Annotated in this window: 19 protein-coding genes and 1 pseudogene; 13 read left to right on the top strand and 7 right to left on the bottom strand. The window is 28.4% G+C overall.

Annotation, left to right across the window (positions count from 1 at the left end; translation table 11 throughout):
- Positions 1-6: 6 nt before the first annotated feature.
- Positions 7-1,236 carry a retroviral-like aspartic protease family protein gene (locus ACMFBB_RS04600; RefSeq protein ID WP_435263288.1) on the top strand — a complete coding sequence of 410 codons (1,230 nt, stop codon included), beginning with the start codon at positions 7-9 and terminating at the stop codon, positions 1,234-1,236.
- A gap of 48 nt (positions 1,237-1,284) precedes the next feature.
- Here the strand turns inward: ACMFBB_RS04600 and ACMFBB_RS04595 are convergent.
- A pseudogene (locus tag ACMFBB_RS04595) lies at positions 1,285-2,013 on the bottom strand (IS110 family transposase).
- 430 nt (positions 2,014-2,443) lie between these two features.
- Here ACMFBB_RS04595 and ACMFBB_RS04590 point away from each other — a divergent pair.
- The 12 genes from ACMFBB_RS04590 (at position 2,444) to ACMFBB_RS04535 (ending at position 11,124) form a co-directional block, all read left to right on the top strand.
- Positions 2,444-2,824, top strand: a complete 381-nt coding sequence (locus ACMFBB_RS04590) for a hypothetical protein (RefSeq protein WP_435263287.1) — start codon at positions 2,444-2,446, stop codon at positions 2,822-2,824.
- Positions 2,825-2,988: 164 nt separating this feature from the next.
- Positions 2,989-3,543 carry an NAD(P)H-dependent oxidoreductase gene (locus tag ACMFBB_RS04585; RefSeq protein ID WP_435263286.1) on the top strand — a complete coding sequence of 185 codons (555 nt, stop codon included), beginning with the start codon at positions 2,989-2,991 and terminating at the stop codon, positions 3,541-3,543.
- Positions 3,544-3,725: 182 nt separating this feature from the next.
- A complete protein-coding gene (blaOXA, locus tag ACMFBB_RS04580) occupies positions 3,726-4,562 on the top strand; it encodes a class D beta-lactamase (RefSeq protein ID WP_435263285.1) in 837 nt (278 codons plus the stop codon).
- A 44-nt stretch (positions 4,563-4,606) separates the two neighbouring features.
- Positions 4,607-4,738, top strand: coding sequence for a hypothetical protein (locus ACMFBB_RS04575; protein WP_435263284.1), 132 nt, complete (start codon positions 4,607-4,609; stop codon positions 4,736-4,738).
- A gap of 51 nt (positions 4,739-4,789) precedes the next feature.
- Positions 4,790-5,305, top strand: a complete 516-nt coding sequence (locus ACMFBB_RS04570) for a GNAT family N-acetyltransferase (RefSeq protein ID WP_435263283.1) — start codon at positions 4,790-4,792, stop codon at positions 5,303-5,305.
- A gap of 154 nt (positions 5,306-5,459) precedes the next feature.
- Positions 5,460-6,689, top strand: a complete 1,230-nt coding sequence (locus tag ACMFBB_RS04565) for an RNA methylase (protein WP_435263282.1) — start codon at positions 5,460-5,462, stop codon at positions 6,687-6,689.
- A 140-nt stretch (positions 6,690-6,829) separates the two neighbouring features.
- Positions 6,830-7,288 carry a hypothetical protein gene (locus ACMFBB_RS04560; RefSeq protein WP_435263281.1) on the top strand — a complete coding sequence of 153 codons (459 nt, stop codon included), beginning with the start codon at positions 6,830-6,832 and terminating at the stop codon, positions 7,286-7,288.
- A 46-nt stretch (positions 7,289-7,334) separates the two neighbouring features.
- On the top strand, positions 7,335-7,625 hold the full coding sequence (locus ACMFBB_RS04555) for a hypothetical protein (RefSeq protein ID WP_435263280.1): 291 nt from the start codon (positions 7,335-7,337) through the stop codon (positions 7,623-7,625).
- Between the two features lie 176 nt (positions 7,626-7,801).
- Complete coding sequence (locus ACMFBB_RS04550) at positions 7,802-8,611, top strand: hypothetical protein (protein ID WP_435263279.1); 810 nt, start codon at positions 7,802-7,804, stop codon at positions 8,609-8,611.
- A gap of 205 nt (positions 8,612-8,816) precedes the next feature.
- Positions 8,817-9,008 carry a hypothetical protein gene (locus ACMFBB_RS04545; protein ID WP_435263278.1) on the top strand — a complete coding sequence of 64 codons (192 nt, stop codon included), beginning with the start codon at positions 8,817-8,819 and terminating at the stop codon, positions 9,006-9,008.
- Positions 9,009-9,160: 152 nt separating this feature from the next.
- Entirely contained in the window at positions 9,161-9,994 is an 834-nt protein-coding gene (locus tag ACMFBB_RS04540) for a hypothetical protein (RefSeq protein WP_435263277.1), read from the top strand.
- Positions 9,995-10,338: 344 nt separating this feature from the next.
- The gene (locus tag ACMFBB_RS04535) at positions 10,339-11,124 is read left to right on the top strand and encodes a DUF2971 domain-containing protein (protein WP_435263276.1); all 786 of its coding nucleotides are present in this window, start codon (positions 10,339-10,341) and stop codon (positions 11,122-11,124) included.
- Positions 11,125-12,575: 1,451 nt separating this feature from the next.
- Here the strand turns inward: ACMFBB_RS04535 and ACMFBB_RS04530 are convergent.
- The 6 genes from ACMFBB_RS04530 to ACMFBB_RS04505 all read right to left on the bottom strand — a co-directional run bounded on the left by ACMFBB_RS04530 (position 12,576) and on the right by ACMFBB_RS04505 (position 20,029).
- Entirely contained in the window at positions 12,576-12,977 is a 402-nt protein-coding gene (locus ACMFBB_RS04530) for a hypothetical protein (protein ID WP_435263275.1), read from the bottom strand.
- A gap of 38 nt (positions 12,978-13,015) precedes the next feature.
- Positions 13,016-15,574: a T9SS type A sorting domain-containing protein gene (locus ACMFBB_RS04525; RefSeq protein ID WP_435263274.1), complete on the bottom strand. Its 2,559-nt coding sequence runs from the start codon at positions 15,572-15,574 to the stop codon at positions 13,016-13,018.
- Positions 15,575-15,747: 173 nt separating this feature from the next.
- On the bottom strand, positions 15,748-16,263 hold the full coding sequence (locus ACMFBB_RS04520; RefSeq protein ID WP_435263273.1) for a hypothetical protein: 516 nt from the start codon (positions 16,261-16,263) through the stop codon (positions 15,748-15,750).
- A gap of 529 nt (positions 16,264-16,792) precedes the next feature.
- On the bottom strand, positions 16,793-17,437 hold the full coding sequence (locus tag ACMFBB_RS04515; RefSeq protein WP_435263272.1) for a response regulator transcription factor: 645 nt from the start codon (positions 17,435-17,437) through the stop codon (positions 16,793-16,795).
- A complete protein-coding gene (locus tag ACMFBB_RS04510; RefSeq protein WP_435263271.1) occupies positions 17,427-19,406 on the bottom strand; it encodes a tetratricopeptide repeat-containing sensor histidine kinase in 1,980 nt (659 codons plus the stop codon). Before ACMFBB_RS04510 ends, ACMFBB_RS04515 begins: the two co-directional genes overlap by 11 nt.
- Positions 19,407-19,609: 203 nt before the next feature.
- Positions 19,610-20,029 carry a hypothetical protein gene (locus tag ACMFBB_RS04505; RefSeq protein ID WP_435263270.1) on the bottom strand — a complete coding sequence of 140 codons (420 nt, stop codon included), beginning with the start codon at positions 20,027-20,029 and terminating at the stop codon, positions 19,610-19,612.
- Between the last annotated feature and the right edge of the window lie 254 nt (positions 20,030-20,283).

Here is a 20,283-nt window from a genome sequence, read left to right as displayed (position 1 = left end):
CGTATAATGAAAACAATCAAAAAAATTGGAATACTAATCCTAAGCTCATTAATATTTTCTCCCTTTGCCTATGGTCAGGAAAATAATGAATATTACAAAAAAGCAATCGATAGCTTGGAAAAAGGACTTCAAGAAAGTAACTATACTTCGTTTCAAAAATCATTATCAAATACTTTTAAAACTGGGTCGTATGAACAACCTTTAGTTAGTAAAGTTATACCTCAAATTTTAACACAATACCCACCATTAAATTCACTTAAAATTGTAGCCTTTAAAAATAATATTGCTACCATAGAGTACCTTTTCAATGGTATGGAAAAACAAGTATCAGAGGTTTATTTTAATTCAGAAGGAAAAATAACCAAAATTGAATTGTTTGATGCAATCTTAAAAGCGTCAGCCGCATCTCAAAACACTAGTCAGGCAGAACTAATAGATTCCTTTACAACAAAGTTTGAACTGGTTAATAACTTGATTTTTGTTAAAGTAGTTTTAAATGGAAAAGAAGAATACTTTATTCTTGATAGCGGTGCGCCAACAATCGTTTTAAATTCTACTTATTTTGAATCAAAAGAATCGAATGAAACAGCAAAAGGCGTGTCAGGAAGTGCAGCATTACAAAATATTGAAATAGAATCGTTTGACTGGAACGGAATCACCTTTAAAAATACTGAATTAATTGGGATGGATTTAAGCCATTTAGAGGAAAAAACAGGCCGGAAATTTAAAGGACTAATTGGTTTTAGTATATTACAAAACTACGAGTTATTTATTGACTATAAAAAATCTGAACTTTCTTTATTTTCTGAGGGGAATAGTAAATGGCATACCCAAGTTAAACCTAAAACAGAATTTAGCTTTGAATATGGAGCACACATACCAGTAATTAAAACAGTCATTAATAATAAACAATACAAATTTGGATTAGACACAGGTGCCTCAAGCAACCTTATTAGCTTACCTTCTTTTGCTGTTTTACCAAAAAAGAGTTACAAGCAAATTGAGACTTCAAAATTAGTTGGTGCTGATAAAAATGTAACAGAAGTTTCTGTAATCAATATAAAAAACTGCACCATATCTAATACTAAATTCAAGAAAATGGAATTTGTTACATCAGACATTTCACATCTTACTCAAGGATATGGATTTGAAATTGATGGTCTTATTGGATATCCTTTTCTATCCGAACAAAAAACATCTATCGATTTCTTAAACCAGAAAATGTACTTTTGGTAATAAACTACACACAACAAAGAACTAAGGTAAAAACCAAATAAAAATCCTTTAATTTATAACCAAAGTACTTTTGTACTCTCTATTGAACGGAACCCCTTTTTTAACAATTGAAAATGCTTGTTTTAATAGTTTGTTACACACTACTATTAAAGCAGGTTTTTTGCTCTTACCTTTGCAACAATTCTATAATAAAGTGCTTTACAAGCATTATAAATTCACATAAAAAGTAAATTTCTCAGTTTTGGATTTCCCATTTTACTAATACTTGGTATTCTTTTTTTACATTTTCGAGCAATGCTTTTTCTAAAACCTCAATCTCCATTTCTAGATTTTTCAAAATCCTTTTAATAGATCTCTCTCCCTTTTAACAGAGTACCTAATATTTCTTCTCCATGTATTTTATTTTTTAATTGTGCGCTCTGTTGGCTATAAATGCTGAGCATACGAGTTGCTTGTAAGTTTTCTTGTTGTTTTTTTGATTGTCCAGTCAACAGTTTAGGTTCGAAATCTTTTGCATATTGCCGAATCATTTTTGCATCACTCTTATCAGTTTTTATTTTCGATAGATTCATTTGGATGTAGTGTTTAATTTTTAATGAGGTAACCACACAAATTCCGATGCTTACTTCAAGTAAAAAATATGCTAAACGACTATGGTAATACCCCGTGGCTTCCTAATAATTTAAAAAACTTTTTAAAGCCTGAACCGCCACTGGTAAACTGATAATGGGCTTTGTTATTGTCGCATACATCAAAGACATCTTTACTAATGTCTATTCCTAAATATTTTTTTTCTTATTCATAAGAAAAAAGGATTGTAAAGAGTCACTCTATTTTGAATTTAACAACTTGAAATCGAAGTCTAAAGCTTCATAGAACTGAACGAATTTAACATAGAAAAGAGTAGGGGTTATTAATGTTGACGAGATCACTGTCTCTTCGTGTATTATAGCCTTATTTCACACTTTTATTCTTTATGATTAAATAACTAATTTAATAAAATGCTAACTTAAGTTGTATATAATTTATTACTAGTTCTAGCCTACTTATGAAAATCATCTCGGATTTTCTATTCGGTTTTTATTTGCTAAATTTAGTGCTTAAACCACGCAACAAACCATACACAAAAACGCTAGCAAAAATTAAACACGACGTTAAACTATATTGAAGTGCTTAATTTTTTTAATGAGAATTAAAATAGAATATTATGAAAAATAAAAGTTTAATATTATTGGTTTTAGTGATGTTTTTAACAAGTTGTGGAGCAATTGGAGGATTTCCGACAACCAGTTTTTATGTTAAGAATAATTCTGAAAAACCTATAAAATTTAAATCTACAGTTTACAAGTACTCTTCTATGGGGAATTATGATATGACTATTCCTTTTATAGTAAAACCAAAAGATAGTGTTCTTGCAAGACAAGTAGGATTTAAAAAAGACGGAAAAAGCCCTCAAAGTTGGTTTACAAAGTTTGAAATATCAGAAACAGAAGGAGTTAGAATTTATGATCCAAACAAAGTTGAAAATTGGAAAAAAATGAAAAATAAAAAAGGACAAATATTTTATGTTTTTACAATAGCGGAATGAGTAAATTTTGCTAACAATGCATAACCGAAATTCGGGGTGGATTCGGACCTAGTCGAATCCGCCCCGAATTGCTAAAACATGTGTCAAACTTAAAATAAAAGCATATTAACCCGTAACTGACGGTTTTACTAGACCGTTGTAGCCAATTAGACAATAAAAGAAATATGAAGACAAAGAAAATTTTGATTATAAATGGACATCCAGACAATGAGAGTTTCAACTACGGACTTTCTGAAGCTTATAAAATCGGTGCGGAACAGTCAGGTGCTGATTTAAAAGAAATTAGAATTAGAGAATTGAATTTTAATCCGAATCTAGAATTTGGATACAGAAAACGAACAGAACTCGAACCGGATTTGTTGGAAGCACAGGAGAAACTAAAATGGGCTGACCATATTGTTTGGGTTTATCCTGTTTGGTGGGGTTCTGTTCCCGCAATTATGAAGGGTTTTATAGACAGAGTTCTTCTTCCTGGGTTTGCATTTAAAATAAGAGAAGGTTCAGTTTGGTGGGATAAGTACTTTAAGGGAAAAACATCTCGCTTGATTTGCACGATGGACCAACCTGCATGGTTTTACCGACTTGTTAACAAGAGTCCATCACATAGTGCAATGAAAAAATTGACAATGAATTTTATTGGAGTAAAGTCGGTAAAAATCACATCGATCGGAACCTTTAAGGTTGTCAAAGGAAGAATGGAGAAAGAAGTGGTTGAATAAAGTTAAAATACTTGGAGAACAGAATAAATGATAACTAGCTACAACAAAGAGCATAGTTAATTGCTATTCCTTGCTAAACCAAGGGCAAGTGTTTTTTTATAAAGCCAGTGTTTAAATGAAAAAATTATACATTTAAACACACAACAAACCATATACAAACCGTTAGCACTCATAGAATACAAATGCGAAATTTAATTATCAGTCTAGTTTTTATTTTGATATTTTCCTGCAAAAACAAGAAAAGTAAGGAAGACATGAATTTTAAGTTACCTGTAGAAGTTGTAGTACCTGAATTTCAAAAAATTTTAGATTCCTCAGATTTAGAAGGAGCAATACTAATATACGACAAGAAAAAAAATACGTATTACTCTAATAGTTTTTTGGAATCAAGAGTTCAATATTTACCAGCTTCAACTTTTAAAATTCCAAATTCAATAATAGGACTTGAATTAAATATTTTAGAAAATGAAAAAACAATATTCAAATGGGATGGTGCTGAAAGATATCTTCCTGTTTGGGAACAAGACCTATCATTAAGAGATGCATTTCAAACATCCTGTGTTCCTTGTTATCAAGAACTTGCTAGGGAAATTGGGGTAGAAGAAATGAAGAAATATGTCGAAAAACTAAAGTTTGGACAAATGGATATAGGCGAAGAGACAATAGATAATTTTTGGTTAATGGGGGCTTCTAAAATAAGTCCATATGAACAAGTTGACTTCTTAAAACGACTAAAGGAAGAACAGTTGCCAATTTCAAGATCTACTCATGAAACTATCAAAATAATACTAAAAATCGAATCTACTGATTCATTCACGCTGAGTGGTAAGACAGGATTGTCTGTATATGGAGAGAAAAATGTTGGTTGGTTTGTAGGTTTCGTTGAAAAGGACGGAAATGTATATTACTTTGCGACCAAAATAAGTCCCAAATTCAATGATATGGGTAGAAACGATTTTAATACCTTGCGGCAAGAAGTTTCAATAAAAGCACTAAATAAAATGAATATAATTGAATAAATACTAGTGCTAACAAAATTACTGAGGCTTCGCCAATGATTAAATTGAAAAGATTAGATGAGCTTCAAGGTGATAGTGTTCTTAGTTATTCTCTATTTGCTAAAAGAGGAATAGAAATTAAAACATCATTACCTGAACAAATAATAACTAATAAAAAAGTACTTAACACTACCTAAACTGCATTAAAACGCAGCTTAGCCAAAACGTTAGCCACAATTATAAAAAAAATGATCCAGACAGAAAGATTATTGATACAAAAACCCGATAAAGAAGATTTTTTAAGATTTTATGAAATTAATTCAGACCCTAAAACAAATATTTATAATCCAAATGGAGAAATGGATTATGAAACGGCAGAAATAGTGTTTAAGGAAATTTTAATTCATTGGAGAATTAATGATTTTGGAGTATGGAAAATTTCAGAAAGAAACACTCCAAATTATACTATTGGTTTTGGAGGACTAACTTACAAAAATTATGAAGGTATAATTAAACTAAATTTAGGATTTAGATTTGATAAATTATTTTTTGGAAAAGGGTATGCTACTGAATTTGGAAGGAAAGCAATAGGTTACGGATTTGAAGTATTAAAGAAAAGCGAAATTTTTGGACTTGTAAGACCTAAAAACATAAATTCAATAAATGTATTAAAAAAATGTAATTTAAAACTACATGAAAAATTGAACGATGTTCCAAATGAAGAAGATAGTTTAGTTTATAGAATAGAAAAAACTGATGGCTAATCCAATGTATAATTAATTATTAGGATTACGCTACTTTAGAAATTATAAGCTAAATCAAAAACCAATAATTTTTAGTTACATTTGGAGTAAAATCGCAACCAACCATACTTAAAACGTTAGCAAACATTAACAACAAACGAATAATTTATAAATCATGAATCCGAGTACTTGGAAATCTTTTTTAGATGATTCTAATAATCTTAGCAAACCTGCACAAGCAAAACAATTAGTTTCAACGAATGATATCGCAGAAATAAAGTTGTTATTAATTAAGGTTTTGAGAGACTTTTTGGCTAAGGAGGACCTGCAAGTTGGTTTAAAAACCTATATCAATAATGTACTTCGAAATGATCTTATTGAAAAAATGGCAGCAAATCCTCCTAGTTTGGAGCATTCTTTTAAAGATTGGTCTCAACAAATTTTTGGTGACCAGAAGTTTGGGATGATACTCATAGGTTTGGAAGAATACAGTAATTCTTTTGCCGAAAAAATGGCTACTATTGTTCGTCCTCTGCTGGAAAATGCAGGATTGCCTCTTGATGGTTTGTCTTTCCTTTTTTTTATGGGAAACTATGGTTTCACACCATTTGGGATTCATAAAGAGTCTACTGGAGAGGACGGAATTTTATTTCATTTGGGGCCGGAGAATAAAGAATTCTATACCTGGGATGATCCAAAATACAACTCAATCGAACATAATTCTGAAGTTTTTCATAATGTTTCTGAAAAGCTCAATGAAGGTAAGTTATATGAATTAGAGCCAGGTGACGCCATGGCTATTCCGCATTATGTATACCATATTGGTAACACTCCAAAATTTTCTTTAAGTGTTGTACTAGACTATGTCAATCCCCCAAAAGATCGATTCGAAAACGGACTCATAAAGGCAACGGCTGCAGAAGTTTTATTAAGTCATGATGAATATGAAAAACCAATAAAATTGAATGCACCTCAGTCTACCTTGAATGATGTACTCGATTTACATTCTATTCAAAAGAAGATGGAAATTGCATTAACTAGAAAAATACTAGGTTTGAAAAGTAACGGAGGTATTCGAACAATATCAAATACTACACGTAACAGAATCCCTCAATCGGGAATTTTTTCGATTAAAGGCAAAGAAATATTTCCAATCTATTTAGATGTTCAAGATAGTAAAGAAACTTTGATTTTCGCAAGAGGCCATCGCATAGTTTTAAAAAGCCATCCCTTGCTACCACAATTGATTGGTCAGTTGAACAAGGGGGAATACATCACGTTAAACTCCATACGACAACTAATGGAGCCAATATGGGATTTAGTAGACGCTTATAGTTTAATAGAACAACTATTGAGCGTAGAAGCAATCGTAACAGATGGAATGAATAATGAAAACGTTCGTTAACTTAAGGTGTATATAAGAAACAGCTAATTAAGCTAAAGTCATTAAAGCTTACGCTTTTTTTATACATTTATATCCTATCCGAAAAGAATGTTAATATTAATCCGCTACTTTTCATATACAAACCCGTGTGGCGTTATAAAATGAAAGATTCTAGAAGCATAAAAATTGAAGTTTTAGCTGGAGATGGAAATCTAACAGAACTAAAAAGTCTCTTAGAACCAGGTCATATACAACTTGAAATAGATGTTGCTCTTGAAAGCGCTATTGCCTACTCTCAAATTGAAACAGCCGAATACCTTGTTTCTATTGGTGGAAATCTTTCAAATTATGAGTATCAAGGAACATATTATGCAGTTCACAACAATGAAGTTGAAGGATTAAAATTCGCAATCCAAAAAGGAGTTGATGTAAATATTAATAAAGGTCAATTACTGAATACGGCAATAATTACTGTATACAATACTAAAGACCCTACAACTTTAAAATATTTACTTGATAAAGGTGCGGATCCTAAGCTTTTATCAAAAGACATAATGGATGCATTTGGAATCGATGAAATAAAAGAAATAATAAAAAAACACACACAACAAAACCTATAGCACAATTAATACGTGCCATAGCTTAAATGTTGATCAACATTAAAGAATGAAAATAAAATTATTTATAATTTTGTTACTTTTAGCTTTTTTTAAAGCTGAAATAACTCATTCTCAAAATGACACAATTAGAGGGGAAATATTTTCGTCTATAAATAGAAAAAAAGCAATAGTAAAAATCCATATTTTTGAAAAAGGAACTTCGAATAGAACAATTGCTAATAAAAATGCAGAAATGAAAGATGAAACTACAAATTGGTATGTAACAACCTCTGAAGTAAGAAATCTAATATGGAATGGTTTAAAACTAGTTCCTGATGATTATAATAAAAAAAACTAACTATTAGTAACAATTTGTATATTATACATGCAGCTTAGGGGGGGAACAGAACAAACAAGAGATGTTGAGAGTAATTACAAATATCGAACGATTAAATATTTGGAGTAACATTAGAGATTAAAGAATAAAATACAAAAACAGAAAAGAGGTCAATACTTTTTGCTTTGAAAAATAATATGACAAAAAAACTTTTTATTACTTTTTTTTTAATTGTATCGCTTATACTTGGTATAGGCATATCTGGAGGTTTGTATGGTATGATTATAAAAGAAAGAAAACACTCTGATATTCCAATTTTAATAATATCACTTATTCTAATTACAATAATTTGTGTTTATTTACTTAAACTTTTCTTTAAAAAAAAAGAACAACCACAAAAGACTCCTACATATTATAAACCTTTTATTAAATGGGAATATGATATAAACTTATGGAAACAATTTAAAGAACAAGAGTATAAAATATATTTAAAGGAAAGGGTTAAAAGTGTACTATTTACATACCTTATTTTTTTTGTAGTATCAGGAATTCCCATAATGTTATACATTAGTTTCAAATTAACTATTCTTTTTTTAGGTTATGGTATTTGGGCTTTACTAATGTCATTTATTGGAATACTTATTTACGAAAATGAATGCTACGTAGAAGTAAAAAATAAATATTTGAATAGTAAGAAGCCAACTATCACTTTAAATAGTTTCGGGTTTACAATTAATGATGAGTATATTAATATTGAAAACAGAAATACAGAATATGTAACAACATATATGTGTTTAAAATATATAAATAAAATACTTTGTTTGAACTATTATATTAGTAAAAAATATACCTCATTCGGTAGTTTTGATAATACTGGAGATACAGTTCATTATGGAAATAAAAATTATAATATTCCAATACTAAATAAAGTCGAATTACAAGAGTTTTTGATGATATTAGAACGCAATAGAGGAATCAAAATAAACTCAGAGTTATTAGATAATTAATTTGATTATTATGATGGGGTCAAAAATCACTACCAACAATTACTATAGTTATTACGGATTTAAATGCTTAACCAAAAACCAAATTTTTAATTTAGCCTTTAAAAATGATAAATAAAAAATAAAAATTCGGCTCTGTGTTATCTCGAAAGTAACCTTTTATTTTCTGATCAACTTGCCACATATTTGAAATTATTAGCAATCTGAAATGAAGAATAATTTGGGTAAAAATGAGTATGTCCAAAGTAAAATTACATATTCGGATACTATTTACGAAACTACTTTTGTAAATAAAAATGAATTCAAAAAAATGTCTGATAACAAAATAATCTCAACTGAAGTTGATTCTACTTTAATGAAAAGACTGATCGATTGTAGAAAACGAATGAAAATAGAATAAGAGTCTATGAATAAAGGTCAACAGGTAACAAAACGTATAACTAATTGCTAATTTCAGTCGATCTTAGAAAGTACTTTTTAAAACCCAAAATCAACAATTTTTGGTTACATTTGGTAAAAAAATCGCAACTAATCATACGCAAACCACTATACATGAAAATGAATAATTCTTGGCTTATAGTATTAATTATATTGTTTACAAACTGTCGGAGTTTTAATAAAAAGATTGATGTTGACAATCATGGAGTTAACTTAATATGGGATTTTAGTAATGAAAAAAAGTACGTTTATTCGCTTGCAACATCTATATCAAGTGAATTTAAAACATCTAAAGATAGTCCACTTCTAAAATCAACAATAGTGCAGAGTGGTAATGTTCTTGTTAAAGTGAAATCAAATCAATTAGCAGATTTTAGTATCACTGATTTAAAATCAGAATATAAATGGTTCAAAAAAGATGGAACCCTTAAGGATTCTAGCTCTGTTATAATACCAACAACAACTATCAAAGATATAGGGCAAAATGGAGTTTTTGGTGAATCTGAAACTGATATGTATTTTAAACTTTTGATGCCTCTCCCGTCTTCAAAAATACACAAAGGCGAAACTTATAAAGTTCCGTTGAAGTTTTCTCTTGATGATTATCCTAAATTATTCAATAAAGGATTTAATACGATAACTTTTGCAAAGATTAAAACTATACAAGGTAGAAAATGTGCAGTTTTGAATGGACTATTCGATATTTCAAACCTTAGTAATATAAAGGAGCTAGAGGGACATTATAGCCAAAAGATAACAGGAGTTGCCACCTATTACTTTGACATTGGGAAGCATTGTTTCCTCGGTGTAGATATAAATATACTAGAAAACTCGTTGAATAATCTTAAAATACAAAAATCTAAGTTACCAGGGGCTTATTATATGTTGAGCCGTTATGTCATTAAAATCCGTCTCAATGGAATAACTGATTTGTTAGAATTAAGTTAATGAGGTTCCTAAATTACATTGAATGAAAAAAGTCCATAATATGCATATTAAATGATATCCGTATATAGGCTGGATAAGCTCTATATACTAAACATTAAATCACATATACTTACTAGAAAACACCTTAATTAAGGTGTTTTTTTATGTTCAAAATTTTAGTAAACAAATTATAAATAGTAGGTGCCGTGGTACCTTAAAAAGGTAAAAGGTTTTGAAATAATTGTGGTAAGGAAAACAACAATTTTTTTGTTTAGAAAAAAAGAATAATTGGTTGTTATTATTTTTAAATAATTAAATGTTGAAATTATATTTGTGGGGATGTAACTGGTTAGTTGTAATTAAAAATGAACAATATAATTTATAAGTATAGAGATTGGGAAGATGTTTATCATAAAAAAGTTTTAAAGGAAAACTCATTGTTTTTAGCTTCTCCTAAAAGCTTTAATGACCCATTCGATTGTAAAATTCCAGATAATATCTTATCAATTGATACTGATGAAAAAAAAGAAAAATATATAACTAATTTCATAAAGAGTGTGAAGTCTTTAGGGGAAGATAAAACTAATGATTTTACAAATAAATTAAGAGACACATTAACTAATGATTTGAGTGGGTTTCATAAAAGGCTAGAATTAGCAAAATATAAATCAAATGATGAAAAATATGGTGTTATTTCATTTTCAGAAAAGTGGGATAATGTTTTAATGTGGTCACATTATGCTAGAAATCATAAAGGGTTTAGTGTTGGTTATTATAAAGATAAAATAATTTCTTCTAAAATATTTTCCATTACAGGAAAGGTAAATTATGATCAAAACCATAAATTCCCTAATATAGACCCTCTATTAGGTATATGGGACAAAGCTATAATTAACTGCCTTAGTAAATCTAAAGATTGGGAATATGAGCAAGAGTATAGGGCTTTGAAAAATTTTTGTCCACTAATTCCAAAAGTAAAAGATAGAATAATAAAGATTCCCGATGACTATATTGCTGAAATTATTTTAGGATATGACATTTGCGAAGAACATGAGAGTGAAATAAAAGAAATAGCTAAAAATAGAAATATACCAATTTATAAAATAACAAAAGTGCCTGGTTTATTTAAACTTGATCGTCAAGTTTTATAAACAAGAATTTAAAAGAGGTATTATTAATGAGGTGTTTGATGTTTAGTGTTGATTTATAGTTTTTTAACGGGTGTTTTAAGTCTTTTGATTTGCTTTTAAAATATAAAAAGCTAAAACAAAATAGAAAAATTCAGTTCTGTATTCATTTGAAAACATAGCGTCGTTTTCAAAGCTATGTTTCATACACAAGAACTATAGATAAACTATCCATTTATCAAAAAACACCTTTTTAAGGTTGTTTTTTGATGTTCAAAATTTTATCAAACGAATTATAAATAAAGAATGCAAGATAAAACAATCTAAAGGTTACCTAAATAGTACGATACTAAAATATTGTTTTTATTATACAGTTAATATTTGGAGAACAACTATCACAATATTTTTTATATCCATTACTACATGTTATTCTATAGAGAACACGACCTCCATAAATAGACTGTTGTTCTTTCTTATTTAGGATCGAAGCTAAATTTGAGATGTTCTTTAACATAATAATATGATTTTAAGTTTCTTCTGATTTAGATAATTTTAATTAATAGTAAACTATATAAAAAGAGAAATAGAAGTTAATAAAGAAAGGAGCTTTGACGCTCCTTTCTAAAACAATGTTTAAAATTCTACTAAAAAAATATTACAATTATTTATTTAAGGTGTGCAAATATTGTAATAAAATATAAAATGTAAAATAGATAAAAACACTGATATATGATTAAGTAAAAGCCTTTGCTCAATTAAGTTTAAAGCTTGAAAAGGCGATAGTATAAATAGTAGTTTTTTATATCCTCGTATTTAATTTATATACTACTTTTTAGAAGGGTTGTAATATTTTAAGAGGCAGTATATCAATTAATATTTACTATTAATTTAATTAAAACACATTTTTTTATAGTAAATAGATTGTGTTAGATTTTGAGTTATAGATACGTATAATCCTTTAGTTTTATAAGTGAAAAACAGTAGCTTTTTTATTATTAAAGATAAAGATTAACTAAGCTGAAAGAAAATAAAAATTATCAAGACTATTAATAAATAAACTAAATAATTTACCTAATAGTACAATGTAAATTAAAGAAGAGTAGGGTAAATAAAATTATTATTTTCTTCTTCATTGAACAAACTTATATAAATGATTAAAATTTTGCATGTAAGTGATATAAAACACTGAAATATTGCATGGGAAATAGTTGTGAAAAAGTAAGTTAGAAGCCCCTCTAAGTACTACCAAGCTTGTAATAAATAACTCTGAATTTCAATAAATAAAAGTATGCAAATTACCTAAAATGAAAATATTTTCTTTTTAGGTCTTTTGATGCTAGAAATTAATGATTATTCAATGTAAAAGAATCAAAGAAAAAAGTAAATAATAACTACACAAAAGCTTATAAAATAAAACAAAAGTAAAAAGCCACAAAAGTATAAACTAATGTGGCTTTTTTTTTGATAAAAATTAGTTATTTATTATACCCTTTTACCTTTTCAACAGGTGTTGTTTTTAAAGACATTAACTTTTCATTTACAACATACTTAACTTCTATGTATTCGTTTGTAAGTTTTTGTTTTTTAGTACTTAATCTAAAACTAAACTTATAGTCTCCTTTTTCAAAAGATTTAGAACTATCTTTAACCATATGTCCTTTATTATCTTTTAAATTTATAAATGAATACTTATCTATTGTTAAATTAGAATTGTCAAAAAATAAAGTAATAGTATTAACTTTAAAAGACGATGTAGCTTTAACCTGAATTGTGTATTCTTTATAGCTATCAACATTAGGTAAACCACTTATATGAACCTTTTTAAAAGAATTTACTATGCTTAAACTTTTACATGAACTTAAAGATATAATTGTCATGATGATTACGAAAAATTTAGTGAATCTACTTATCATAATTATTCAATAATAACTTTTTTGGTTAAACTCGTTTTACTATTGTAAACACGAACCATGTAAATATTTTTAGCTAAATCAGACAAATCAATACCAGTACTATTTACTTTTCCTTCTTTTACAATTCCACCAACTACATTATAAATCATATAATTATAAGAATTGTCATCTGCTGTTTTAATGAATAAATTATTTTTTACTGGATTAGGGTAAAATAAAAATTTGTCTTCTAAAGAAACAGCATCATTGGTTCCTAAAGTATTATTAGCTACAGAAATTTCCCACATACCTCTTCCAAATGTACCTGCCACCAATTTATCTGCCGTATAATGTATTTCAATATCCTTAACATCTACGTAAGGAAACCCTTGTCCTAATCTATTCCAACTTGTACCTCCATTTTGAGTAAAATAAACCCCTAATGCAGTGGCGGCAAACAAATATTCAGCAGACTGTCCTTGTTTTAGCAGTACTTCATTAACAACTATGTTAGGTAAGTTGCTAGAGATATTAGTCCAATTTGCACCACCATCTGTTGTTTTAAAAACTTTATTTCCTGCAGAATACCCAGAATAAGAAACGTAAATAATATTGTTATTAGAGGCATCATAATCAACAGAAGTAATATTGTTTGTTTGTCCAATTGGAGGAGAAATCGAAGTCCATGTGCCTCCTTGATCTGAAGAAAATTTAATACTGTTACTATTATTAGATGCAATCACAGAATTACCATGCGTTGCAATACTTTTTATTGTACCTGTTAAGCCGGAATTTGTTGTAGCTATTGTTAAACCATCAGAAGCATCTAACTTATATACCTCGTCACCGCCTCCATATAAAATATTAGGATTAGTTTTATGCATTTCTAAAGGGAAATAAAAACTTGCTCCAGGAACTTGAACAAATTTACCATTACCTTGCAATTGTCCTTGAAAGCCAGTATCAGTTTGAACTACATAACCATTTTGATTTCCGGCATACCTAATATCAGGGTTGTTATAATTAATGGCAGATTGAATACCATCTCCCATAGCAACTGCATACCAAGTACCATTTTTTTTACTAAATGCATCATTGTCTTGATTTGCCATAACAGCGGCTCCGTCATTTGCTTTAGGATTTATAGCAATAGAATACGATTGTGTAACTTTTACTTTACCAGATTTATATGATATTGTAGGCTTTGTATTAGAGGCAGTATTATAATTTATATAGTCTAAACCACCATCATTTACGCTCCAAAATTCTAAAGCTCCATCTAATTTCCCCATTCTGTGATGATCTGAATGGATATAAGTACCAGGATCACCAGCATTACTCCAGTAACCATTTAAAGACTTAGTCCAACTAGTTCCATTGTTTGTTGATGATTGTCCATTAAACTCTCCTGTAATCATAATGTCATTTGTAACCAGTAAGGCTTGATTATATCCTCCTTGTGAATTATATTCACTTGGTATGTTACCAATATTAGAAAAAGTATTATTCGTTTTGTCAAATTTCTTTACCTGACCATCCATAACCTGAATGTAAAAGTCTCCATTTTGATCAGTAGTAACGGCAGCTTTATTATAAGATACTGCATTTACCACTGTCGTCCAATTAGAATCCGTATTATAATCACTAGTGTAATAAACATCTCCAAAAATACCAGTAAACATTATTTCTGTTCCGTTTCTAACAGCTCTACCAAAAGTTGCATTATACCCTGGAGAAAAAGCATTTGTCCAAGTAGTTCCTCCATTAGTGGTTTTTTTAATATTATATGTCTCTCCAACAAAAATAGTATTAGCATCTATAACAATTAAGTCTCCTAAAGTAGCTTGATTAGATAAATTAGAAGTCAAACCTGTTGAAGAAAAAGTTTCTCCTCCGTCTGTAGATTTTAGTACACCAATAGATTTCACATGACTTGCATCATAATCTCCAGTAGAAACATAAATTGGTTGACTTGTATAATTAGCAGTGGTAGTCCCTGGAACAGTTTCTATATCTGTTACGCCTATTCCTGCAACCATATCTAGCTTTGGAGACCAGTTTGTACCTCCATCTGTAGATTTCCATATACCTCCATTAGGAGCTCCAACAAATAATACGTCTTGGTTAGAGTCTGTTGGATGTTTTATACGTAAAAAAGCATTAAGCCTTCCCATTTGAGGATAATTTGAATATCCATTATTATTAATGTCTGATTGTTCAGGGCCAATATTAGTCCAGTTTTGAGCAGTGCTACTTTTTAAAGAAGTATTTTTTTTGTTTATTATTTTACCTTGTGAATCTAAAATACCTGCATTAAAATAATCAGTATTTTCATTTGGAAAAGTACCATTGGGATTAATTCTATTTTCCCAATAATAAGCCCATCTATCAAATCGTTTTTTTTCTTTTTTATTTTTTAAAATTGTAAGATCTTTTGTTTTGAATTCTGCTCTTGCTTTAGAGGTGATTTCATAATAATTTGCATGATTCTTTTTTGATAATTCTTTGTAGTTTTTTGAAACCTGAGAAAAACAAGTAATTGTAATTCCTAAGAAGAATATTATAAGTGATTTTTTCATCATATTTAGTTGTTAATTTGTAGTGTATACATCAAATGTAAGGCTTATATCTAAAAATAAAACTAAATTCTAACTTAAAAAAATATAATACTTGGCAGTAGGTGTAAATGAATATTGGAGGTATGCTTATTTGTAATGCGTTGTTGTTATAGTTATTGTGTTTATTTTAAAGGTTTTTAATTTTGTTTTTTAAACTTATAGCCGGTTTTTAATTCCATCATTTCAATTAAAATAATAAAACCTACAGAATCTTGATTAATTAAGATTTTTCCAGAATTAGACTTTACATATAAACATTTTATGGATTCAATGAATTTAACATTTATTATATCGCTCCATTTAAAATTTTTTTTTGCTCCTCTCCAATTTGTAGACAAAATTCTCGACTCATTAAACTCAATACTGTAGTTGTAATAAAACATCAGTGTATATATTCCAGGAATCAAAAATATACAAGTTGCTATAGGTGCCAATATCTGTATCTCTTCACTCCAATGCATAATCATAATATTTATTAAAATTACAGAGATAATAATGGACAAAATACCCAAAATTTTATATGAAATATTTGCTTTTAATTTATATCTTCCAGTAAACTCCTTTTTTAGTTTTTGATTTGATTTTATCTCGGAATACCAAATTATCCCTCCACAAATAATACTTGTAGAAATAACCATAATTAAATTAATCATCTTTTTCGAATTTTGTTTTATAAATGTTACGCCCCAAAATATGGCTACAGATTAAACTTAATTTTCACATATAGTTGGTACTGTCTTCTTAATCAGTTTTTAATGATTAATAATATTCCTATCTGGAGGAATATTGTTCTTTTAGCATGTTTTCCTTTAGTTCTAGCTAACCCTAAATAGGGAAGAAGCAGTCATTGTAAAGATAATTAATAAGATTGAATTTACATTGAGGGATTTCACATCTAATTTTTGAATGCATACCATATATTGAAAAATTTATCACAACAATAATAATGGTTTAGCTGGTGTTTTCAATTTTTTGATTAATAGAGTACTTTTTATTGTAACATAGACAGCTAATGTAAAAGCAATCATGTTGATTGGGTCCAAAAAAGGTCTTTTAAATAAATAGTTCATGAAACTCATTCTTCTATTAGTTCTATATTTAGAAATAGAGTTGAGGTAACTAACAAGTTTTGAGGGGGGCTCTTAACTTAATTTCAAAAGAAACATATATACTTACGTTCAATTATTCCGAAACATACTTCATTTTGAGAGCATATTTTGTTAAGCCAGCAAGGTTTCTAACCCCGAGTTTTCCAATAATATTTTTTCGATAACTTTCAATAGTGTGCTTACTTAAAAATAACTTATCCGCAATTTCTTGGGTAGTATATTCTTGTGCTATTAAGGTAATGACATCAATTTCTCTTTGAGTGAGTTTAATTTCTTCTTCTTTCTTTTTTGATAACTTATTTTCAAAATAAATATCTTTAATCTCTTTGGAAAAATACTTTTCCCCGTCTAGTATCACTTTTATAGCATGTAATAGCTCCTCTTTTTTTGCATTTTTATGAATATAACCTTCAACATCTAATTTAATAAGACTATCAATCATATCTGCATTTGTGTGCATACTTACTACAAGTATTTTTATTTTTTTGTTCTTTTCTTTTACAATTTTACTAAGAGAAATTCCATCTATTTCAGGCATGGAGATATCCGTGATTATTAAATCTATTGTATCATTAGAGTTAATGTCTAAATATTTGATTACATTTTTTCCTTCGGTTGAACTCAACACGACATTATATTCATTTTCGGAATTTAAGATACTCAGAACACCGTCTAAAAACATCTTATGATCATCAACAATTATTAAGTTATATTTCATCTTCAACTTCTTTTGTAAGGGGAATTTCAATATTAATTATGGTACCTCTATTTATTCTGGAATCGATGTGTAAAACACCGCTAAATTTCTTTAACCTACTTTTAATATTTGAGAAGCCAATACCTTCATTATTAGTATTTGAAATAAAACCAACACCATTATCTTCAAATAACATGCTCAATTCGTTATTGATTATATTAAGCTGTAACTCAATGTTTGTAGCATTAGCATGTTTAATTGTATTCGTCGTTAATTCTTTAATAATTTTAAATATTTCAATTTGTAATTCTTCTTTTAAAAGATTTATCTTTTCTCTTGGGTATACAGTAAAAGAGCTGTTTGCTCCCCAAATGCTATTCATATACTCTTCTAGTATATTACTAAAGTTATTCTCATTAAATTGTTTTGGTATTAGATTATGAGAAATATTTCTAACTTCTTCATATGTACAATCTATCTGGCTATTAAGTTCATTTAAAAAGGCGGTTTTCATAGTATCCTTTTCGAAGCTATTTAGTTTTAATTTTATAGCTGCTAAATTTCCTCCAATACTATCGTGTAACTCTTGAGCAATATACTTTCTTTCCTTATTCTGACCTTTTATAGAGGCTTTTATTACTTTTAATTCCTGATCTTTAATGAGTGATGAAATTTTTTGATTATTGATTTCTTCTTGTTTTCTGTTTAATTCATTTTGCGCCTGTAATTTTTGATAATAAATCACAAGCAATCCTAAAACAGGAATCAAAATAATTAAGAAAGAATATAAAATGATGTTTTTAATACTTTTTTCTCTAATTAGTTCTGCTTTTTGAATTTCTTGATTTTTCTTTAGTAACGTAATTTCATTTTCTTTTTGTAGTGTTTTATACTTTACCTCTAGCTCATTAACTTCTTTATCTTTTTGTAGCTTACTTATGGAATCTTTAACACTAAAAACTCGATTTAAAAATTGAAAGGCGTTTTTGTATTGATTCTTTGCTATAGAAATATCTTTAAGTTTTTCATAGATAAGCCTCTGTTGATTCAAATATCCTAACTCAACGGCATTAATTAAACTAAGAGAAAACATTAATTCGGCATCTTTATATCGCTTTAGTTTTAAATAAATATTAGCGATATTAAAACGTGCTTCGATAGCAAGTTTATTATATCCTTTTTTTTCAGCAATTGCTAGTCCTTCTTTATTGAATAAAAATGCTTTATCGAGGTCATTTAATTCTTCATAGTTTTTAGCAAGATTTACTTTTATTGTTCCAGTTGCATAATCATTTTTCTCCGAAAGGCTTAGGGCTTTGTTTAAGTTTTTATTAGATAGTTTAAAATTTTTTAAAAGCGAATAAATTATTCCTATGTTGATATAACTTCCAAAAGTTATTTCTTTATCACCTTTATATTTTAAACACAATTTGAATAATTTCAACGCTTTTTTATAGTCATCCATATTCATGTAAGCATGAGCTAAACCATGAGTATGGGTGTAATAAAGGTCTTCTTCATTATATTTTTGAGTAGCTTCTATTCCTTTAAGGTGCCATTTTTTACTTTCCTCACTCAAGCCTTTCTTTTTACTATTCAAAGCAAATAAATTATAAACAAGTGAACTTAGTCTATTTTGTAAAGAGTCGTTTTTAATATATCTTTTATGAATCAAGGCTTTTCTACCATAAAATAAGGAAGAATCAATTAACTCAGAAGAATTGAAATAAAAGCTCAATAGTAAATACGCATTAACTTTGGTTTTTGGAGCTAACTTTTTCTTCAATAATTTATGTGCTATTTTATATGCTTTATCTTTCTCATTATTGTTAAATAAATAAAAAGCCTTATCAATTTTTGATTTTTCCTTGAAATCAGTCTCTTTTTTTGTTTTTAAAGATGTTTTATCCTCTACTTTCCTTTGGGAATAGGTGTAAAAAGAGAATAGATAAATACTAAATAAAACAAGTTTATGTAAAAATTGAAGCATGTTAACAAATGTATTAATTTTAAAGAGTCTCAAGGAGTTTAAATTCGTTTAAATTTTGACTGTCACACTAATCAAATAAAATAATAAAAAGAAATAGCTTCATTTATTGTAGGTGCAAAACACCCTTTCCAATGCTTATTAATGCATTGAAAAAGATGTTGAAAGCCCCTTCTAATTGACTTCTTATTACACACTCGTATTTATTATAAAAATAAAAAGGAAGCTACAATCATCCAGGTCCCAACGAATAAACCGAACACCCCTAATTGTCCTTGTTTTGGAGCTAGTTTTTCTCTTAAACGATTTCCTTTTTCTTCTCCTCCTTCTGTTTTAGATAAAACGAATTTATTGATTAAGCCAAAACCTAGCATAAAACCTAAAACAGCCTCAACGATATTTCCTGCTAACAAAGTAATCCACCAAATAGGATATACGCTAAGTCCTCCAATATTTAATAAAGAAGATATAACTCCCCAAAGCCCCCAAATAAAAAATACAAATCCAATCCAACCTTGGTAGGGTTCAATTTTTTCAAGAAGTTCTTTAGCATTTGGCTTTTTTGCTAATAAAAGTGATGGTACTGCAATGATACTTAGTAAGATTAATGTAATTCCCCAAATCATGTTTTAAATAGTTTTTATAGGGTTAATATTAGTTATTTGTGAAAGTTTGAATCAGTATAGTTAGTGTGTTTACTCCGAAAAATAGTTGATCAAAAATCTCAATACAAATATGAAATGAGTTAAGTAGAAATATCACCCCTTTTGTAGTGGAAATATCACCCCTGAAAACAGGGGGTTTAATATATTTAAATACCCTGTTTGTGGTGGAGTAGGTTTGTGAGTTCATTTTTAGTTTTGTGTTTAATTAACTATTA

The organism is Tenacibaculum sp. nBUS_03 (assembly GCF_051201695.1).
GTDB lineage: Bacteria > Bacteroidota > Bacteroidia > Flavobacteriales > Flavobacteriaceae > Polaribacter.
The sequence above is the reverse complement of the archived record's forward strand: the minus strand, read 5'-3'. Positions and strand labels throughout refer to the sequence as shown.